Genomic DNA, 14,788 nt, shown 5'->3' with positions numbered 1-14,788 from the left:
TGCCTGGAGTGGCGAACAGCACAGGGATCTCAGGTCACGGTGTCGCAGGTACCCCGCCCTGGTCGACCTCCACGGCGCCGAGGTAGGTCCGCGCGAGGTCGGTCCCCGCGGCCCGGGCCCGGTCCAGCGCGCGCTCGGCGTCGCCGTCGGTACCCGACAGCGTCACCTGCACGACGAGCACGAGGTTGTCGACGCGCACCACGAGCCGCGCGCTGCCACGGTAGGAGCCCCGCGCATCGCTGGTCAGCCATGCCTCGTCCCACGGACCGCGGACCTTCTCGGCCAGTGCCGAGCGGTCGTCGGCGGTGACCACGGCCTTCGCCTCGTCCTCGGCACCGGCTCCACTGAGGGCGTTGGGCCCCACGGCGTACGCCGTCGCCTGCACCAGGTCGCCGTACTGGCGCGGGTGCCAGCGACAACCCCGCAGCCGGTCCTCCCCGGGCTCGGTGACGTCGGTCGGCGAGGCCCGGGGCAGCAGCGGGCGAACCGCACGGGCCAGCACCCGGCACGGGTCCGGCACCGTCGTGATCGGGCCGTCCGGCCCGGCGCTCGGGTCGGCATCCTCGGTGTCGTCATCCGGCCGGTCCCAGGCGGACAGCGCGTCCTGCACGGCGGCGCGCACGCCCTCCTGCACCCGGGCACCCGCGATCGGCAGGGGGCGGGGCGGCCCCGGCGGAAGCCCGTCGCCCTGGGCGAAGGACGCGCTCACCACGACATTGGTCGCGCGCACGAGCAGGTCGGCACCGGTGAAGGTCTCGCCCGGGATCTCGTCGTAGTCGCTCGCACCGACCGACGCCGTGCTGGAGTGCCACACCTCGTCGCCCAGCGCGGGATCCTCGACCTCCTGGTAGCTCGACGACGAGTGCAGGTCCGTGGTGCGCTGGCGCGCCACCTCGACCCCGGTGTCGTCCTCGCCGGCGGAGTGCACGGTCACGTCGACCGCCAGGATGCGGTCGCCCTCGACCCACCGGCAGTCGAGGGGTGCGGGCCGGTCGGCTGCCTCGACGAAGCCGAGGGTGCGCAGGGTCTCGGGCGTCACGCCGGCACACGGGTCAACCAGGGGATCCGAGCGCAGGTCGCCCCGGGACCACCTGGGGTCGCCGTAGCGGTCCCTGCCCTCGGGGATCGGCAGGTCCTCGGCCTCGTCCGGAAGGCGGTACGCCGTCGTCGGCTGGCCGTAGCTGCCGCCGACGAGGAGCAGGTCGCCGACCCGTCTCATCTCGAGGACCTGGTCGTTGATCCAGCCGACGGTCCTCGGCTCACTGTCACCGGCAGCCCAGCGCATGACCCAGTACGCGTAGCCGTCGCCGCCCTCGCGCTCGGTGATGGACCGGCCGAGGTAGAACCCGGCGGCGTCGGCACCGAGGTAGTCATCGCCGATGGAGGAGCGCTGCCAGCGCTGCTGGCCGGTCGCGGCGTCCCAGGCGCGCACGACGGACCCGTACGACGGGTCGAACCCGCCTGCCGGGTCGTGGTAGGCGCCGATCACGGCGTCGCCGACGGGGTCGGCGATCGCGACGCCGGAGCCGATCACGGGAAGCGGCCGGCCGACGATCGGACCCAGCTCACCGGTGGTGGGATCGATCGTCCGGACTGCTCGCACGTCGTCGAGCCCGACGTCCACCAGCAGCGGGTCGGTCGCGTGGATCCGGTGGACCGCGGCCACCCTGCCCGGCTGGCGCCAGAGCTCCTTGCCCGAGTCGGCGTCGTAGCCGACCAGGCCCGTGCTGTCGGCGACGATCGCGAGGTCACCGGTGGTGGCCGAGGGACGGCAGTAGTCGTTGTCGCCCTTCACCTTCACCGCCATCCGACCGCGGAACGTGCCGTCGGCCAGCGACCACCGCTCGATCCCGCAGTGGGTCGCCACGGTGACCGTCTCCTCGCCGATGCCGAGGCTGAGCCCCCGGTCCGACGGATGGGTCTTGACCGGGAAGCGCACCGGGGCGCTCCAGCGTTCCTGGCCCGACGCCACGTCGATGACGCTCAGCTCGGCGCACGACGAGCCCGACTGCACGGCCAGCAGACCTGCGTCGTCGATCGAGGAGAACGCACAGATCTCGCCGATCGGGGCGGTCCACTCGATCGTGCCGTCGTCCAGACCCACCCCGACGAGCGCCGAGGCCTCGTGACTGCGGTAGACCCAGATGTCGTCGTTGGCCGCCGACAGCGTGCGGTAGGCGTCCCAGCCCTCCGCCTGCGAGGTCCAGGCGACCTCGAGCGCCGGAGCGTCGTCGCGCGGGTCGTCGCCGCTGCAGGCGACCAGCAGCGCAGCACTCAGCAGCCCCACGGGGACGAGGGACCAGCGGCCGGACAACAGGGTTCGCATGACTCTCATGCTGCGCCGATCCACGCGCGTCAAACGCGACGCGCGTCTCCGATCAGGATCCGCGTCGCCACACGACGATGGACTGCCCCACGGGCGGCTGCGGCAGCGCGGGGAGGTTGCTGGTGGGCGCCGGTCGCGCGGCGAGCGCCTGGCGCAGCGCCTCGCGGAGTGCGTCGACCTCGCCGACGAGCTCCGCATTGCGCGCGCCCAGGGCGGTCACGGCGTTCTCGAGGTCGACGATCCGGCGCACCCCCTCGATCCCGATGCCGGAGGCGGTGAGCTCCGCGATCTCGCGGAGCCGTTCGATGTCGCGGTAGGAGTAGCGCCGCCCTCCGCCACCGGTGCGACCGGGGGTGATCAGCCCGACCCGCTCGTAGGTGCGCAGGGTCTGCGGGTGCAGGCCGCTCAGCTGGGCCGCCACGCTGATGACGAACACCGAGTCGTCGTCAGCGGGCGGACCCTGCGGAGCACGCGCGGCCATCACGGAGTGCCTTCGAACAGGCCCGCCCGCAGGGACGTGCTGCTGGCCGCCGTGGCGGCTGCATAGGCCTCGAGTGCCTCGCGGGCCTTCGGGTCGAGCGAGGCCGGCACCTGGACCTCGACCGTGGCGAGCAGGTCGCCGCGGTTGCCGTCGGCCCCGGCCGCTCCCTTGCCGCGGACCCGGAAGGTCCGGCCACTGGGGGTGCCCGCAGGCACCTTGAGCGTGACCGGCGCACCGCCGAGGGTGGGCACCTTGATCTCCGCGCCGAGCGCGAGCTCGGCGAAGGAGACGGGGACGTCCACCGTGAGGTTCTCGCCCTTGCGGCCGAAGACGCGGTGCTGGGTCACCTTGACGGTGACGTAGAGATCGCCGGCCGGGCCGCCGTGCTCGCCCGGGGCACCCTTGCCGCGCAACCGGATCCGCTGGCCGTCCTTGACCCCGGACGGGATCCGGGCCTGGATCGTGCGGGTCGCCTGGCCCAGGCCCGAGCCGTGGCAGGTCGGGCACGTCTCGTCGTACACGAGCTGGCGGCCACCGCAGGCCGGGCAGGTCTCGTTCATCGAGAACGCCCCGCCGACCGACCCGGTGACCATGCCCGTGCCCTCGCACACGCCACAGGCGTGGGGCCTGGTGCCGGGCTTGCCACCCGTGCCCCGGCAGGTGACGCAGGCGCCCTCGGAGCTGATCCGCAGGGAGACCGTCACGCCCTCGAGCGACTCGGTGAAGCCGATCGTCGCCGTGGTCTCCAGGTCGTTGCCGCGGGCGGCACGCGGCGCCCGCCGGCCGGCACTGAAGCCGCCGCCGAACAGGTCGCCGAAGAGATCGCCGAAGCCACCGCCGCCGGCACCCCGCTCGCGCAGGAGGTCCTCGACGTTGACACCTCCGCCGCCGAAGCCGCCACCCCCGCCGGGGTGGCCACCCCGGCTGAAGAGGTGACGCGCCTCGTCGTACTTCTTGCGCTTGTCGGCGTCACCGATCACGTCGTACGCCTCGGCCACGGCCTTGAACCGGTCGTGCTTGACGGTGTCGTCGGGATGCGAGTCCGGGTGGTTGGCGCGCGCCAGCCTGCGATAGGCCTTCTTGATCTCGTCGGCCGTTGCGGTCCTCGCGACCCCGAGCTCCTTGTAGAAGTCCTTGGTCGCCCAGTCCGACCGGATCTGGTCGTCACTCATCGCGCACCCCCTTCCTTCGCTTCTCGAACACTCGTGATCAGCCCTCGACCGGGTCCACGACGAGCACCTGGGCCGCACGAACGACCCGATCCCCGATCTTGTAGCCGGCCTTGGCCACGATCTTGCACGTGGTGACCTCGACCTCGGGGTCGTTCCCGATGTGCGAGAGGGCCTCGTGCACCGTCGGGTCGAAGGCGTCGCCGGCCTCGCCGAACTTCACCAGGCCCAGCCCGGCCACGGTGCGCTCCAGCTGCTCGGCGACGGCCTTGAAGCCACCCTCGAGCGGCTCGTGCTCCCGCGCGCGGTCGATGTTGTCCAGGACGTCGACGATCGGGGCCAACGCGGAGTACGTCGCGTTCTCCCGCAACAGGTCCCGGTCGCGCTCGACGCGGCGCTTGTAGTTGAGGTACTCCGCCTGCAGGCGCTGCAGGTCGAGGGTCCGCTCCTCCAGCGCCATCGTCGCCAGGGTCAGCTCGTCGGCCTCGGGCGCGGCCCCACCCTCGACGGGCGCAGCCTCCGGCACGAGGTCGCCCTCCGGCGAGGGAGCAGCCGTCTCGGGCTGCTCCCCCTCCGGAACCGAGTCCTGCTCGGTCACTTGTCGCCCTCGTCGTCGACGATCTCGGCCTCGACCACGTCGTCGTCGGACTCGCCGGTCGCACCGGTGGAGCCACCGGCGGCGGCGGCGTCCGCCTCGGCAGCGGCGTACATCGCGGCGCCCATCTTCTGGCTGGACTCACCGAGCTTGGTGATCGCAGCGGTCAGGGCGTCGGCCTCGGCCTCCGCGTCGGCGAGCACGGTCTTGAGCTCCTCGACGTCAGCAGCGACCTCGGCGTTGACCTCGTCCGGGAGCTTGTCGCCGTTGTCGGCCAGGAACTTCTCGGTCGTGTAGACGAGCTGCTCGCCCTGGTTGCGGACCTCGACGGCCTCGCGACGCTTGGCGTCCTCCTCGGCGTACTGCTCGGCCTCCTTGACCATGCGGTCGATGTCGTCCTTGGACAGCGCGCTGCCGCCGGAGATCGTCATCGACTGCTCGCGACCGGACGCCTGGTCCTTGGCGGAGACGTGCACGATGCCGTTGGCGTCGATGTCGAAGGTGACCTCGATCTTCGGGACCCCGCGCGGAGCCGGCGGGAGGCCGGTCAGCTCGAAGTTGCCCAGGCCCTGGTTCTGCGACCACATCTGGCGCTCGCCCTGGGCGACCTTGATCTCGACCGACGGCTGGTTGTCGTCGGCGGTGGTGAAGATCTCCGAACGCTTGGTCGGGATCGTGGTGTTGCGCTCGATCAGGGTGGTCATGACGCCGCCCTTGGTCTCGATGCCGAGGGAGAGCGGGGTGACGTCGAGGAGCAGCACGTCCTTGACCTCACCGGCGAGGACACCGGCCTGCAGGGCTGCGCCGACGGCGACGACCTCGTCCGGGTTGACGCCCTTGTTGGGCTCCTTGCCGCCGAGCATCTCCTTGACCAGCTCGGTGACGGCCGGCATGCGGGTCGAGCCGCCGACGAGGACCACGTGGTCGATCGCGGAGAGGGCCATCCCGCCGTCCTTGAGGACGTTCTGGAAGGGCGCCTTGGTGCGCTCGAGCAGGCTCGCGGTCAGCCGCTGGAACTCCGAACGGGTCAGCCGCTCCTCGAAGTGCAGCGGGCCGTTCTCGCCGTGGGTGATGTAGGGCAGGTGCACCGTGGTGTCGCTGGAGGACGACAGCTCGATCTTCGCCTTCTCCGCGGCCTCCTGGAGGCGCTGGGCGGCGATCTTGTCGGCGGCCAGGTCGACGCCGTTGGCGTCCTTGAACTTCTTGACCATCCACTCGACGACGGCGTTGTCCCAGTCGTCGCCACCGAGGTGGTTGTCACCGCTGGTGGCCTTGACCTCGACGACACCCTCGCCGATCTCGAGCAGGGACACGTCGAACGTGCCGCCACCGAGGTCGTAGACGAGGATCGTCTGGTCGTCGCCCTTGTCGAGGCCGTAGGCCAGCGCGGCGGCGGTCGGCTCGTTGACGATCCGGTCGACCTTCAGGCCGGCGATCTCGCCCGCCTCCTTGGTCGCCTGACGCTGCGCGTCGGAGAAGTACGCCGGGACGGTGATCACCGCGTTGGTGACCGTCTCGCCGAGGTAGGCCTCCGCGTCGCGCTTGAGCTTCTGCAGGATGAACGCCGAGATCTGCTGCGGCGTGAAGTCCTTGTCGACGGGGTCGCCGACGTGCTGGGTCCAGTCGGTGCCCATGTGGCGCTTGACGGACCGGATGGTGCGATCGACGTTGGTGACGGCCTGGCGCTTGGCGACCTCACCGACGAGCACCTCACCGCTCTTCGCGAAGGCGACGACGGACGGCGTGGTCCGGGCCCCTTCCGCGTTGGCGATGACCGTGGGCTCGCCGCCCTCGAGGACCGCGACGACGCTGTTCGTCGTACCGAGGTCGATGCCGACAGCTCGTGCCATGTGTATTTCCTCCGTGTTGATTGCTGTGCTCAGCTCGGCTGTGCTCAGGTGGTGGTTCAAGTTAGTTGAGCCGGATGGGCTCAAGTCTGACACAGGACACAACGGCAACGGCCCACCGGGTGTTCCCGGTGGGCCGAAGGAAGTTCTGGTGGAGCCGGATCAGCCGACCTGGACCCGGATCTCGTTGCTGACCGTGCCACTGTCGCGGTCGATCACCCGGAACCGGTTGACCCCGCTGACGCCGGTGAAGACGTAGCTGCTGAAGGTGCCGTTGGTGACGCCGACACTGGCCGGGAAGTCCGCCCACGCACCGTCCTGCCAGCGCTGGAGCCAGAGGATCGCGCCCTCGCCACCCGGGTAGACGCCGCTGAAGTAGATCCGCTCGCCGGAGCTCACCGACGAGTCGACGGCCTGGAGGGAGATGTCCCCCGCGTCCGGCGACTCGCTCTCCTCCGGGTCCTCCGACTCCTCCGACTCCTCGTCACTGGCGTCGTCGCTGGCGCCGTCGCTCGCGTCGGTGCTCTCGGCGTCCGGGTCCTCGGTGTTCAGCGTGATGAGCGGACCGCTGGACACCGCGGTCTCGACCGGGGTCGGCAGCACCATCGAGTCGCGCACGGTCGCCTCACCCGCAGCCGAACCCTCGGAGTCACCGAACCCGAGGACCTTGGATCCCATCAACGCCACGACCGCGAGGATCAGTCCGACACCGAGCCCCACGCCCACGAGCGCGACCAGACCGTTGAGAACGGGGCGTTCGGGCCGGGGGGCGTTGGGGTCACTCACCCCGCCATTGTCCTCCGAGGGGTGGGCAAATCAGAAACCGCGTGTCCAGACGACCTCTTCGTGCAGCTTGCGCGAGCGCCAGCCGGCGTCCGTGCGCACGAACGAGTGACGGTAGCGGCCACCGACCTCCACGATCCGCTCGCCGCCCTTGCCGTCCGCGATCCGCATCGGGTTGTCGAAGTACGCCGTCACCTCGGCCGCGTCGCCGCCCTCGGCGAACTCGAAGGCGACCTGGCCCACGGAGTGGAGCCGGTGCTGCGAGAACCCGGGAAGCGCCTCGGCCAGCCAGGCCTTGACGACCGGGTAGGTGTCGACGACTCCCCCGCTCTCGGTGTAGTCGATGTGCGCGTCGGGGGTGAAGACGGTGTCGAGACGGTCGAAGTCCCCCTCGTCGACGGCGAGGGTGTAGCGGGTGATCGCGTCGGTGATCTCGGCGCGGTCGCTCAGCTCCTGCAGGTCCATGTGTGCTCCTCAGCGGGGTTCCAGGACGACGACCGGGATCTCGCGGTCGGTCCAGGACTGGTAGTTGTCGAAGTCGGCGTAGAGCTCGACCAGGCGCGGCCAGAGCGCGGCGCGCTCCGTGGCATCGGCGATCCGGGCCCGCACGGCACGGCCGCGCTCACGCGGCAGGTCGACGGAGGTGTCGGGGTGCGCGACGAGGTTGTGGAACCACTGCGGGTTCTTCGGCAGACCGCCCTGCGAGGCGACGACCACCAGGCGTGGACCGTCCGGCAGGTAGAGCAGCGGCGTCGTGAACTCCTGGCCGCTCTTGCGCCCGACATGGTCGAGGAGCAGCACCGGCACGGGCTTCTTCCACCCGGCGCCGATCCGCCACTTCGCGCCGATCCGGCCGTTGGTCAGCTTGAAGAGCCGCACGTTCGCCTTGGCGCCGTACTTGATGATCTTCGCGACGATCGGCTTGTCGAGCCCCTCGGGCTTCTCCTTGGGAAGTGCGGCCATGGGACACACTCTGGCAGAAACCTAGAACACGTTCTAGTGTTGCGGGATGCGCTTCTCCTTCGCCGAGGGCATGACCCACGCCGACTACTACGCCCCCCTTGCCCAGGCCTGCGAGGCCACGGGCTACACCTCGATGACGATCGCGGACAGCCTGATCTATCCGCAGGAGTCCGACTCGAAGTACCCCTACACCGACACCGGGGACCGTGAGTTCCTGCTCGGCAAGGAGTTCATCGAGACGTTCATCATGTGCGCGCACCTGTTCGCGGTGACCTCGACGCTCCGGCTCACGCCGTTCGTGCTCAAGCTGCCGGTGCGTCCGCCGGTGCTCGTGGCCAAGCAGGCCTCGTCCCTCGCGTTCCTCTCCGGCAACCGGCTGGGGCTCGGCGTGGGCCTCTCGCCCTGGCCCGAGGACTTCGCCGCGCTGGGCGTGCCGTGGGAGAAGCGCGGCAAGCGGATGGATGAGTGCATGGACATCCTCAGCGGCCTGACCCAGCCGGGCGAGGAGCCGACCTTCTTCGGCTACCAGGGCGAGTTCTTCCAGATCGAGCCGCTCCAGCAGTGCCCCGCGCCGACCGAGAAGATCCCGCTGCTCGTCGGCGGCCACTCGGACGCCGCACTGCGGCGCGCCGTACGCAAGGGCGACGGCTGGATGCACGCCGGTGGCGACGGCGAGGAGCTCGACCGGCTGCTGACCCGCCTCGCCGAGATCCGCGCCGAGGAGGGGGACACCCGCGACGACTTCGAGGTGCACGTGATCTCGTACGACGCCTACACGACCGACGGCATCAAGCGGCTCGAGGACAAGGGCGTCACCGACTGCATCGTCGGCTTCCGCGTCCCCTACATCAAGGGTCCGGACACCGAGCCGCTCGAGACCAAGATCAAGCACATCGAGCAGTACGCCGAGAGCATCATCGCGAAGGTCAACGGCTGATGTCGGAGTCGCTCGGCCTCACCAAGCCGCTCCAGGACGCCATCGCAGAGGCGGAGGAGCTGATCGCCAACGCTCCGTTCATCCGGACCGAGGCAGACCGCCTGGAGGGCTACGACTACCTCTCCGGCCGGATCCGGATGGCGCTGCAGACGGCGTTCGACTACGACCTCGAGCAGCCGCTCTTCATCAACCCGACGCACCAGTTCTCGCGCCAGGGCCTCGACAACCCGGACGCCGTCTACTTCCACGCCTACCTGCGCGAGGGCGTCGAGTACGTCGTCCGCGGGCGCCGCGGCACGTCGGCGGACCTGTCCTTCCAGGTGATGGGCGGGACCTACAGTGCCGACTCGGCGGCGACCTCGCTGATGGCCTTCGACGAGCGCGAGCTGTCGGTCGATGCCGACGGTCACTTCGAGTTCACCTACGTCGCCGAGCCGGGCGCGAAGACCCTGATCGTGCGCGAGGTCTTCAACGACTGGGACACCGAGCTGCGCGGCACGCTGAGCATCGAGCGCACCGACACGATCGGCAAGGCCCGCCGGCCGTTGTCGGCCGAGACCCTGCGGAAGAAGTACGACGTCGCCGCCCGGTCGCTGACCGGATCGATCCAGACCTGGTTCGCCTTCCCCCAGTTCTTCCAGTACAAGGAACCGGTCAACACCCTGACCGCTCCCGCTTCCACCCCCGGGGGACTCTCCTCGCAGTTCTCCTCGATCGGGCACTACGAGCTCGGCGAGGACGAGGCGATGGTCGTCACCGTCCCGCGCTGCGACGACGCGACCTACCAGGCGATCCAGATCGGCTCGGACTGGTACGCCTCGACCGACTACGAGACCCACCAGACCTCGCTCACCAAGGCCCAGGCGAGCACCGACGACGACGGCCTCATGCGCTTCGTCATCTCCGAGCGCCCGCCCGGCCCCGACGGTGCTCCCGTCGCCAACTGGCTGGAGACCACGGGGCACCGCACCGGGCCGATCATGCTGCGCTGGCAGCAGCTCACCCGCGACCTCACCGCGGCCGACGGGCCGGTCCTCGAGATCGTCCCGGTCGCCGAGGTCGCCTCCCGCGTGCCGGGGCTGGTCGGGCTCACCGAGGAGCAGTACGCCGAGCGGATCGCTGCGCGCCAGCGGGCGGTCGCGCGCCGGATGATCTCCTGAACGAGTTGTCCACAGGCCACGGGTGCTCGGATCCGCGATCGGCCCTTCGGGGGTGATGCTTGGTCCATGTCTCGGGCCGGTGACACACTCGACGAATGGAGGCTGACGCGATGGCGACACTCTTGGAAGCGCACACCGGGGAATGGACCTCGGCGGACCTCGACCTGCTGCCCGACCACTGGAAGGTCGAGCTGCTCGACGGGACGCTCATCGTGAACGCCCAGGCGATGCCCGGCCACATCGTCGCGGCTCGCCGCCTCGTCCGGCTCCTCGAGGACTCGCTGGGCGAGGACCACGAGCTGCTGCCCGAGGTGATGGTCGATCTCGCAGGGGCCCACTTCGCCCCTGACATCGCCGTTGCCCACCGCGACCGCATCGACTGGAACGCGACGGAGCAGGATCCCGCCACCTTTGCGCTGGTCGTCGAGGTCGCCTCCCCCAGCACCGCTGCGTTCGATCGCACCATCAAGGCCGAGCGGTACGCCGCCGCGGGCATCCCCGGGTACTGGCGTGTCGAGCTCGACCCGATCACCGTGATCGCCCACGCCCTGCGCGGGCGCACCTACGCCGAGCTCGGCCGGTGGGGCGCGGGCGAGACGGTCGAGGTCGACGAGCCGGTGCGTGTCTCGTTCGACCCCGCCGTCCTGCTGCCCTGAGAGACGGCCTGTCTCAGGCGGGGATCCAGTCGAAGGAGTCCGGGTTCGGACCCTGGCGACCGTCCTCGCCCTTGTCGAGTGCAGCCAGGGTGGCGACCTCGTCGGCGCCGAGCGCGAAGTCGAAGACGTCGAAGTTCTCGGCAAGCCGCGCCTTGCTCAGCGACTTCGGGAAGACGATGTCGCCCCGGTCCAGCGCCCAGCGCAGGAGCACCTGGGCAGGTGTCCTGCCGTGGCGCTCCGCGAGCGCGACGACAGCGGGATCGGTCAGCTCGCCGCCGCCCTGCCCCAGCGGCGACCACGCCTCGACCACCGCGCCGTGGCGGACGGTCGCGGCCCGGGCCGCCTCGTTGGCGAAGTAGGGGTGCGCCTCGATCTGGTTGACCGCCGGTACGACACCGGTCGCCGCGACGACCCGGTCGATGTGCTCCGGCTGGAAGTTGGAGACGCCGACCGAGGTGGCCAGGCCCTCCTCGCGCAGCTCGAGCAGCGCCTCCCAGGTCGCGACGAAGTCGCCGTCGTACTGCGTGGGCAGCGGCCAGTGGATGAGGAGCAGGTCGACCCGGTCGAGCCCCAGCTTGTCGAGCGAGACCCGCGCGGAGTCCTTGGCGTCGGCGGGGCGGTGCCGGTTGTTGTTGACCTTCGTGGTCACGTAGAGGTCCCCGCGAGCGAGTCCGGAGGCAGCGATGGCCGCGCCGACGCCCTCCTCGTTGCCGTACATCTGGGCGGTGTCGACGTGGCGGTAGCCGATCTCGAAGGCCTCGGACACCACGCGCTCGGTGTCACCGGCCGGGACCTGCCAGACCCCGAGGCCGAACTGGGGGATGGTCGTCGCGTCGTTGAGGTCGATCGTGGGAGTGCTCATGAGCAATTGCAACGACCTCGGACGCTGACTATTCCGTGATCCCCACAACGGGAGGGAACCGACGGCGCCCTGTCCACCGTCGTAGGGTCATGCGGATCGTTGCGTGCACCATCCTCGCCCTCGTCCTGACCGCGTGCGGCCACGACGACAGCAGCGCCCCGGACGGCGACCCGGACCCGTCGGCGGCCGAGGCGTCGGTGACCGCGACGACATCGCACGGCAGCACGTGGAAGGGCGGGCCGCCGCCGTTCCGGATCCAGTACGACGGCAAGGAGCTCGAGCTCTCCGCGTACACCTACTGCTACGGCAACGCCTGTGTCGACGGCGTCATCCAGGAGCCCATCGACATCGGGTCGGCGGCCGAGCTGCGCGTGTTCGTACCAGTGCCGGAGTTCGACCTCTCCGTGCACCTGCGCGAAGCATCCGGATCGACCGCCGACCCGTGCCACGGGCGGGGCTTCGCCGCGCCTGTCGAGGACCTGGGCGGCGGTTGGTACCTCCTGCGACCGTTCGGCCCGGCCGGCTCGTACGACGTCGACCTCTTCGCAAGCGGCGGTGGCGACATGGCGGGCATCCTGCGCTGGACCACTCCCGTCGACGGCCCCCACCCGACCCCGTCGGCCCGACTGGCCCTGATCGCCGACCACGACGGACAGCCCGACAGCTACGGGCTCGAGCTCTCGATCGACGACCTCGAGTCCGCGCCGGCCAACGCGACGGCGAGCATCGAGGTGATCGCGGGCAACGGCCGCTCGCTGAGGATCGCCACCAAGCGAGCGCAGGACGGCTGCCAGCCAGCCGACTCGGTGCGCTTCGACGGCCCCGAGTCAATGGCGAAGCAGGCATCGAGACTGGGCGACTTCCCGTTCCGGACCACGGTGACCCTGATCCTGGACGGCGTCGTGCACACCGCCACGGCCATCTACCCCGACGACGAGATCGCGGGCAGCGAGCCGAGCGTGAGCCTCGACTTCCAGCCGGCGCTACCGGCTTGGGAATGACCGGATTCAGACAGACCCTTCCCCAAAACTGAAACACGTTCTAGTCTGTCCGGCATGGTGGATCTGCTGACCGACAAGGTCGTCGTGCTCTCCGGTGTCGGACCCGGCCTCGGCCGCTCCCTGGGCGAGGAGGCCGCCAAGATGGGCGCCGACCTGGTGCTCGTGAGCCGCACCCCGAAGCGGCTGGAGAAGATGGCCGAGGTCGTGCGCTCCCACGGGCGCCGCGCCCTCGTCGTCCCCATGGACATCACCGACGAGGACCAGCGCAAGGCACTGGTCGAGACCGCGCTCGCGGAGTTCGGCAAGGTCGACTGCCTGATCAACAACGCCTTCGGCATCCCGCCGATGGACCCGATCAGCACCCTCGAGCTCGAGGGCCTGCGCGCAGCCAACGAGACCAACGTCTTCGCCCCGCTGCGGCTCTCGGCGCTCTTCGCCGACGCCCTCGCCGAGACCGCTGACAAGCCCGGCGGCTCGATCATCATGGTCAACTCCTGCGTCGTCTACAGCAGCCAGCCGGAGTACTCCGGCTACAAGCTCTCCAAGGGCACCCTCAAGCACCTCGCCTCCTCGCTCGCCACCGAGCTCGGCCCGCGCGGCATCCGGGTCAACAGCGTCGCGCCGTCCTACATCTACGAGGACGTCAACAAGGCGTACTTCGACTGGATCGCCAGCGAGTCGGGTCGCACGCACGAGGAGGTGTACGCCGAGAAGGCGGCGCCGACCGACCTCAAGCGCCTCGCCACCCCCGAGGAGGTCGCCCGGGCGACCCTGTTCCTCGCCTCCGACCTCGCGGGGGTCGTGACCGGTCAGATGCTCAACGTCGACTGCGGCGAGTTCCATGTCGACTGAGCGGGAGCGCGCCGACGTCGGCACCTTCGAGGACATCTGCGCCGCCGCGACGCGCACCACGGGCCTGACCGACTTCGGCTTCGCCGACGCGCCCGGCAACGAGGAGGCCTTCCGGATCCTCGTGCAGGACCTCGGGTCCGCCGAGGCCGGCCTGACCGGTGTCGGCAACTACTTCATGCGCTCCCAGGTCAAGAGCGCCCTCGTCGCGCGGCTGCTGACCCAGGCGCGCTTCACCGAGTTCCCGCAGCACGCCGACGTCGTCATCGAGCGGCCGATCTTCGTGCTCGGCCTCCCCCGCACGGGCACCACGGCACTGAGCCGGCTCCTGTGCGCGGACCCGGCCAACCAGGGCCTGGAGATGTGGCTGACCGAGTTCCCGCAGCCCCGCCCGCCGCGCGCGACGTGGGAGGACGACCCGATCTTCAACGCGATGCAGGCGGCCTTCCGCGAGCACCACGTCACGAACCCCGAGTTCATGGGCATCCACTACTCCGACGCGACCGAGCCCGAGGAGTGCTGGCGCGTCCTGCGCCAGACCGGCAAGTCGATCGGCTTCGAGTCGCTCGCCCACCTGCCGGCGTACTCCAGCTGGCTGGCCACCCAGGGCTGGACCGACGCCTACGAACGGCACCGGCAGAACCTGCAGCTGATCGGGCTCAACGACACCGACCGCCGCTGGGTCCTCAAGAACCCGTCGCACCTGATCGCGCTCGACGCGCTCATGGAGGTCTATCCCGACGCGCTCGTGGTGATGACCCAGCGCGAGCCGGTCACCTCGGTCGCGTCCGCCTGTTCCCTGTCCGCCGAGGCCACCGCCGGCCACTCCACGACCTTCGTCGGCGAGACCCTGGGCCGCGACCAGCTCGGACACCTGACCCGGCAGTGGCACGCGTTCTGGCAGGCGCGGGAGAAGTACGACGCCAGCCAGTTCTTCGACGTCGACTATCGCGACTTCGTCACGAACCCGGTCGGCACCGTCGGCTCGATCTACGACGCCTTCGGCATCGACTGGAGCCAGCAGGCGCAGGACGCCGTGCACCACCTCGACGACGAGTCACGCAAGGGACCGCGTCGACCGTCGCACTCCTACGACCTGTCCGACTACGGCATCACCGAGGCGCAGGTCCACGAAGCGTTCGCGCGCTGACGGGAACCT

The 14,788-nt window shown here is 70.3% G+C and carries 15 protein-coding genes; 6 read left to right on the top strand and 9 right to left on the bottom strand.

Features of this window, described 5'->3' with window-relative positions; all coding sequences use genetic code 11:
• Nucleotides 1-34 precede the first annotated feature (34 nt).
• From ASE01_RS06170 to ASE01_RS06135, 8 genes are all read right to left on the bottom strand, one after another.
• Nucleotides 35-2,326, bottom strand: a complete 2,292-nt coding sequence (locus ASE01_RS06170) for a PQQ-binding-like beta-propeller repeat protein (protein WP_056749286.1) — start codon at nucleotides 2,324-2,326, stop codon at nucleotides 35-37.
• A 52-nt stretch (nucleotides 2,327-2,378) separates the two neighbouring features.
• Nucleotides 2,379-2,807 (bottom strand): heat shock protein transcriptional repressor HspR, encoded by a 429-nt coding sequence (locus ASE01_RS06165; RefSeq protein WP_056749285.1) that lies wholly within the window; start codon nucleotides 2,805-2,807, stop codon nucleotides 2,379-2,381.
• Nucleotides 2,807-3,979 (bottom strand): molecular chaperone DnaJ, encoded by a 1,173-nt coding sequence (dnaJ, locus tag ASE01_RS06160; RefSeq protein WP_056749284.1) that lies wholly within the window; start codon nucleotides 3,977-3,979, stop codon nucleotides 2,807-2,809. The genes ASE01_RS06165 and dnaJ overlap by 1 nt, the downstream gene beginning before the upstream one ends.
• A gap of 37 nt (nucleotides 3,980-4,016) precedes the next feature.
• Complete coding sequence (gene grpE / locus ASE01_RS06155) at nucleotides 4,017-4,574, bottom strand: nucleotide exchange factor GrpE (protein ID WP_235535885.1); 558 nt, start codon at nucleotides 4,572-4,574, stop codon at nucleotides 4,017-4,019.
• Nucleotides 4,571-6,421 carry a molecular chaperone DnaK gene (gene dnaK / locus ASE01_RS06150; protein ID WP_056749283.1) on the bottom strand — a complete coding sequence of 617 codons (1,851 nt, stop codon included), beginning with the start codon at nucleotides 6,419-6,421 and terminating at the stop codon, nucleotides 4,571-4,573. The genes grpE and dnaK overlap by 4 nt, the downstream gene beginning before the upstream one ends.
• Before the next feature lie 159 nt (nucleotides 6,422-6,580).
• The gene (locus ASE01_RS06145; protein WP_056749282.1) at nucleotides 6,581-7,204 is read right to left on the bottom strand and encodes a hypothetical protein; all 624 of its coding nucleotides are present in this window, start codon (nucleotides 7,202-7,204) and stop codon (nucleotides 6,581-6,583) included.
• A gap of 30 nt (nucleotides 7,205-7,234) precedes the next feature.
• On the bottom strand, nucleotides 7,235-7,666 hold the full coding sequence (locus tag ASE01_RS06140) for a nuclear transport factor 2 family protein (protein WP_056749281.1): 432 nt from the start codon (nucleotides 7,664-7,666) through the stop codon (nucleotides 7,235-7,237).
• Nucleotides 7,667-7,675: 9 nt separating this feature from the next.
• Nucleotides 7,676-8,164, bottom strand: coding sequence for a nitroreductase family deazaflavin-dependent oxidoreductase (locus ASE01_RS06135; RefSeq protein ID WP_056749280.1), 489 nt, complete (start codon nucleotides 8,162-8,164; stop codon nucleotides 7,676-7,678).
• A gap of 46 nt (nucleotides 8,165-8,210) precedes the next feature.
• On the opposite strand from ASE01_RS06135, the gene ASE01_RS06130 reads away from it, so the two are divergent.
• The 3 genes from ASE01_RS06130 to ASE01_RS06120 all read left to right on the top strand — a co-directional run bounded on the left by ASE01_RS06130 (nucleotide 8,211) and on the right by ASE01_RS06120 (nucleotide 10,917).
• On the top strand, nucleotides 8,211-9,101 hold the full coding sequence (locus ASE01_RS06130; protein WP_056749279.1) for a TIGR03619 family F420-dependent LLM class oxidoreductase: 891 nt from the start codon (nucleotides 8,211-8,213) through the stop codon (nucleotides 9,099-9,101).
• Complete coding sequence (locus ASE01_RS06125; protein WP_056749278.1) at nucleotides 9,101-10,261, top strand: hypothetical protein; 1,161 nt, start codon at nucleotides 9,101-9,103, stop codon at nucleotides 10,259-10,261. Before ASE01_RS06130 ends, ASE01_RS06125 begins: the two co-directional genes overlap by 1 nt.
• A 110-nt stretch (nucleotides 10,262-10,371) precedes the next feature.
• Nucleotides 10,372-10,917 (top strand): Uma2 family endonuclease, encoded by a 546-nt coding sequence (locus ASE01_RS06120; protein ID WP_162260270.1) that lies wholly within the window; start codon nucleotides 10,372-10,374, stop codon nucleotides 10,915-10,917.
• 13 nt (nucleotides 10,918-10,930) lie between these two features.
• Here ASE01_RS06120 and ASE01_RS06115 read toward each other — a convergent pair whose 3' ends face one another.
• Nucleotides 10,931-11,779: an aldo/keto reductase gene (locus ASE01_RS06115; protein WP_056749276.1), complete on the bottom strand. Its 849-nt coding sequence runs from the start codon at nucleotides 11,777-11,779 to the stop codon at nucleotides 10,931-10,933.
• An 89-nt stretch (nucleotides 11,780-11,868) separates the two neighbouring features.
• Between ASE01_RS06115 and ASE01_RS06110 the strand changes: the two genes are divergently transcribed.
• Genes ASE01_RS06110 through ASE01_RS06100 form a run of 3 tightly spaced genes read left to right on the top strand, consistent with a single transcriptional unit; the run spans nucleotide 11,869 to nucleotide 14,779 of the window.
• Complete coding sequence (locus tag ASE01_RS06110; RefSeq protein ID WP_056749275.1) at nucleotides 11,869-12,780, top strand: hypothetical protein; 912 nt, start codon at nucleotides 11,869-11,871, stop codon at nucleotides 12,778-12,780.
• 54 nt (nucleotides 12,781-12,834) lie between these two features.
• Nucleotides 12,835-13,632 (top strand): SDR family oxidoreductase, encoded by a 798-nt coding sequence (locus ASE01_RS06105; RefSeq protein ID WP_056749274.1) that lies wholly within the window; start codon nucleotides 12,835-12,837, stop codon nucleotides 13,630-13,632.
• Nucleotides 13,622-14,779 carry a sulfotransferase family protein gene (locus ASE01_RS06100; RefSeq protein ID WP_056749273.1) on the top strand — a complete coding sequence of 386 codons (1,158 nt, stop codon included), beginning with the start codon at nucleotides 13,622-13,624 and terminating at the stop codon, nucleotides 14,777-14,779. The genes ASE01_RS06105 and ASE01_RS06100 overlap by 11 nt, the downstream gene beginning before the upstream one ends.
• Nucleotides 14,780-14,788 lie beyond the last annotated feature (9 nt).

Origin of the sequence: Nocardioides sp. Root190, assembly GCF_001428565.1 — a bacterium.
Lineage (GTDB): Bacteria > Actinomycetota > Actinomycetes > Propionibacteriales > Nocardioidaceae > Nocardioides.
The sequence above is the reverse complement of the archived record's forward strand: the minus strand, read 5'-3'. Positions and strand labels throughout refer to the sequence as shown.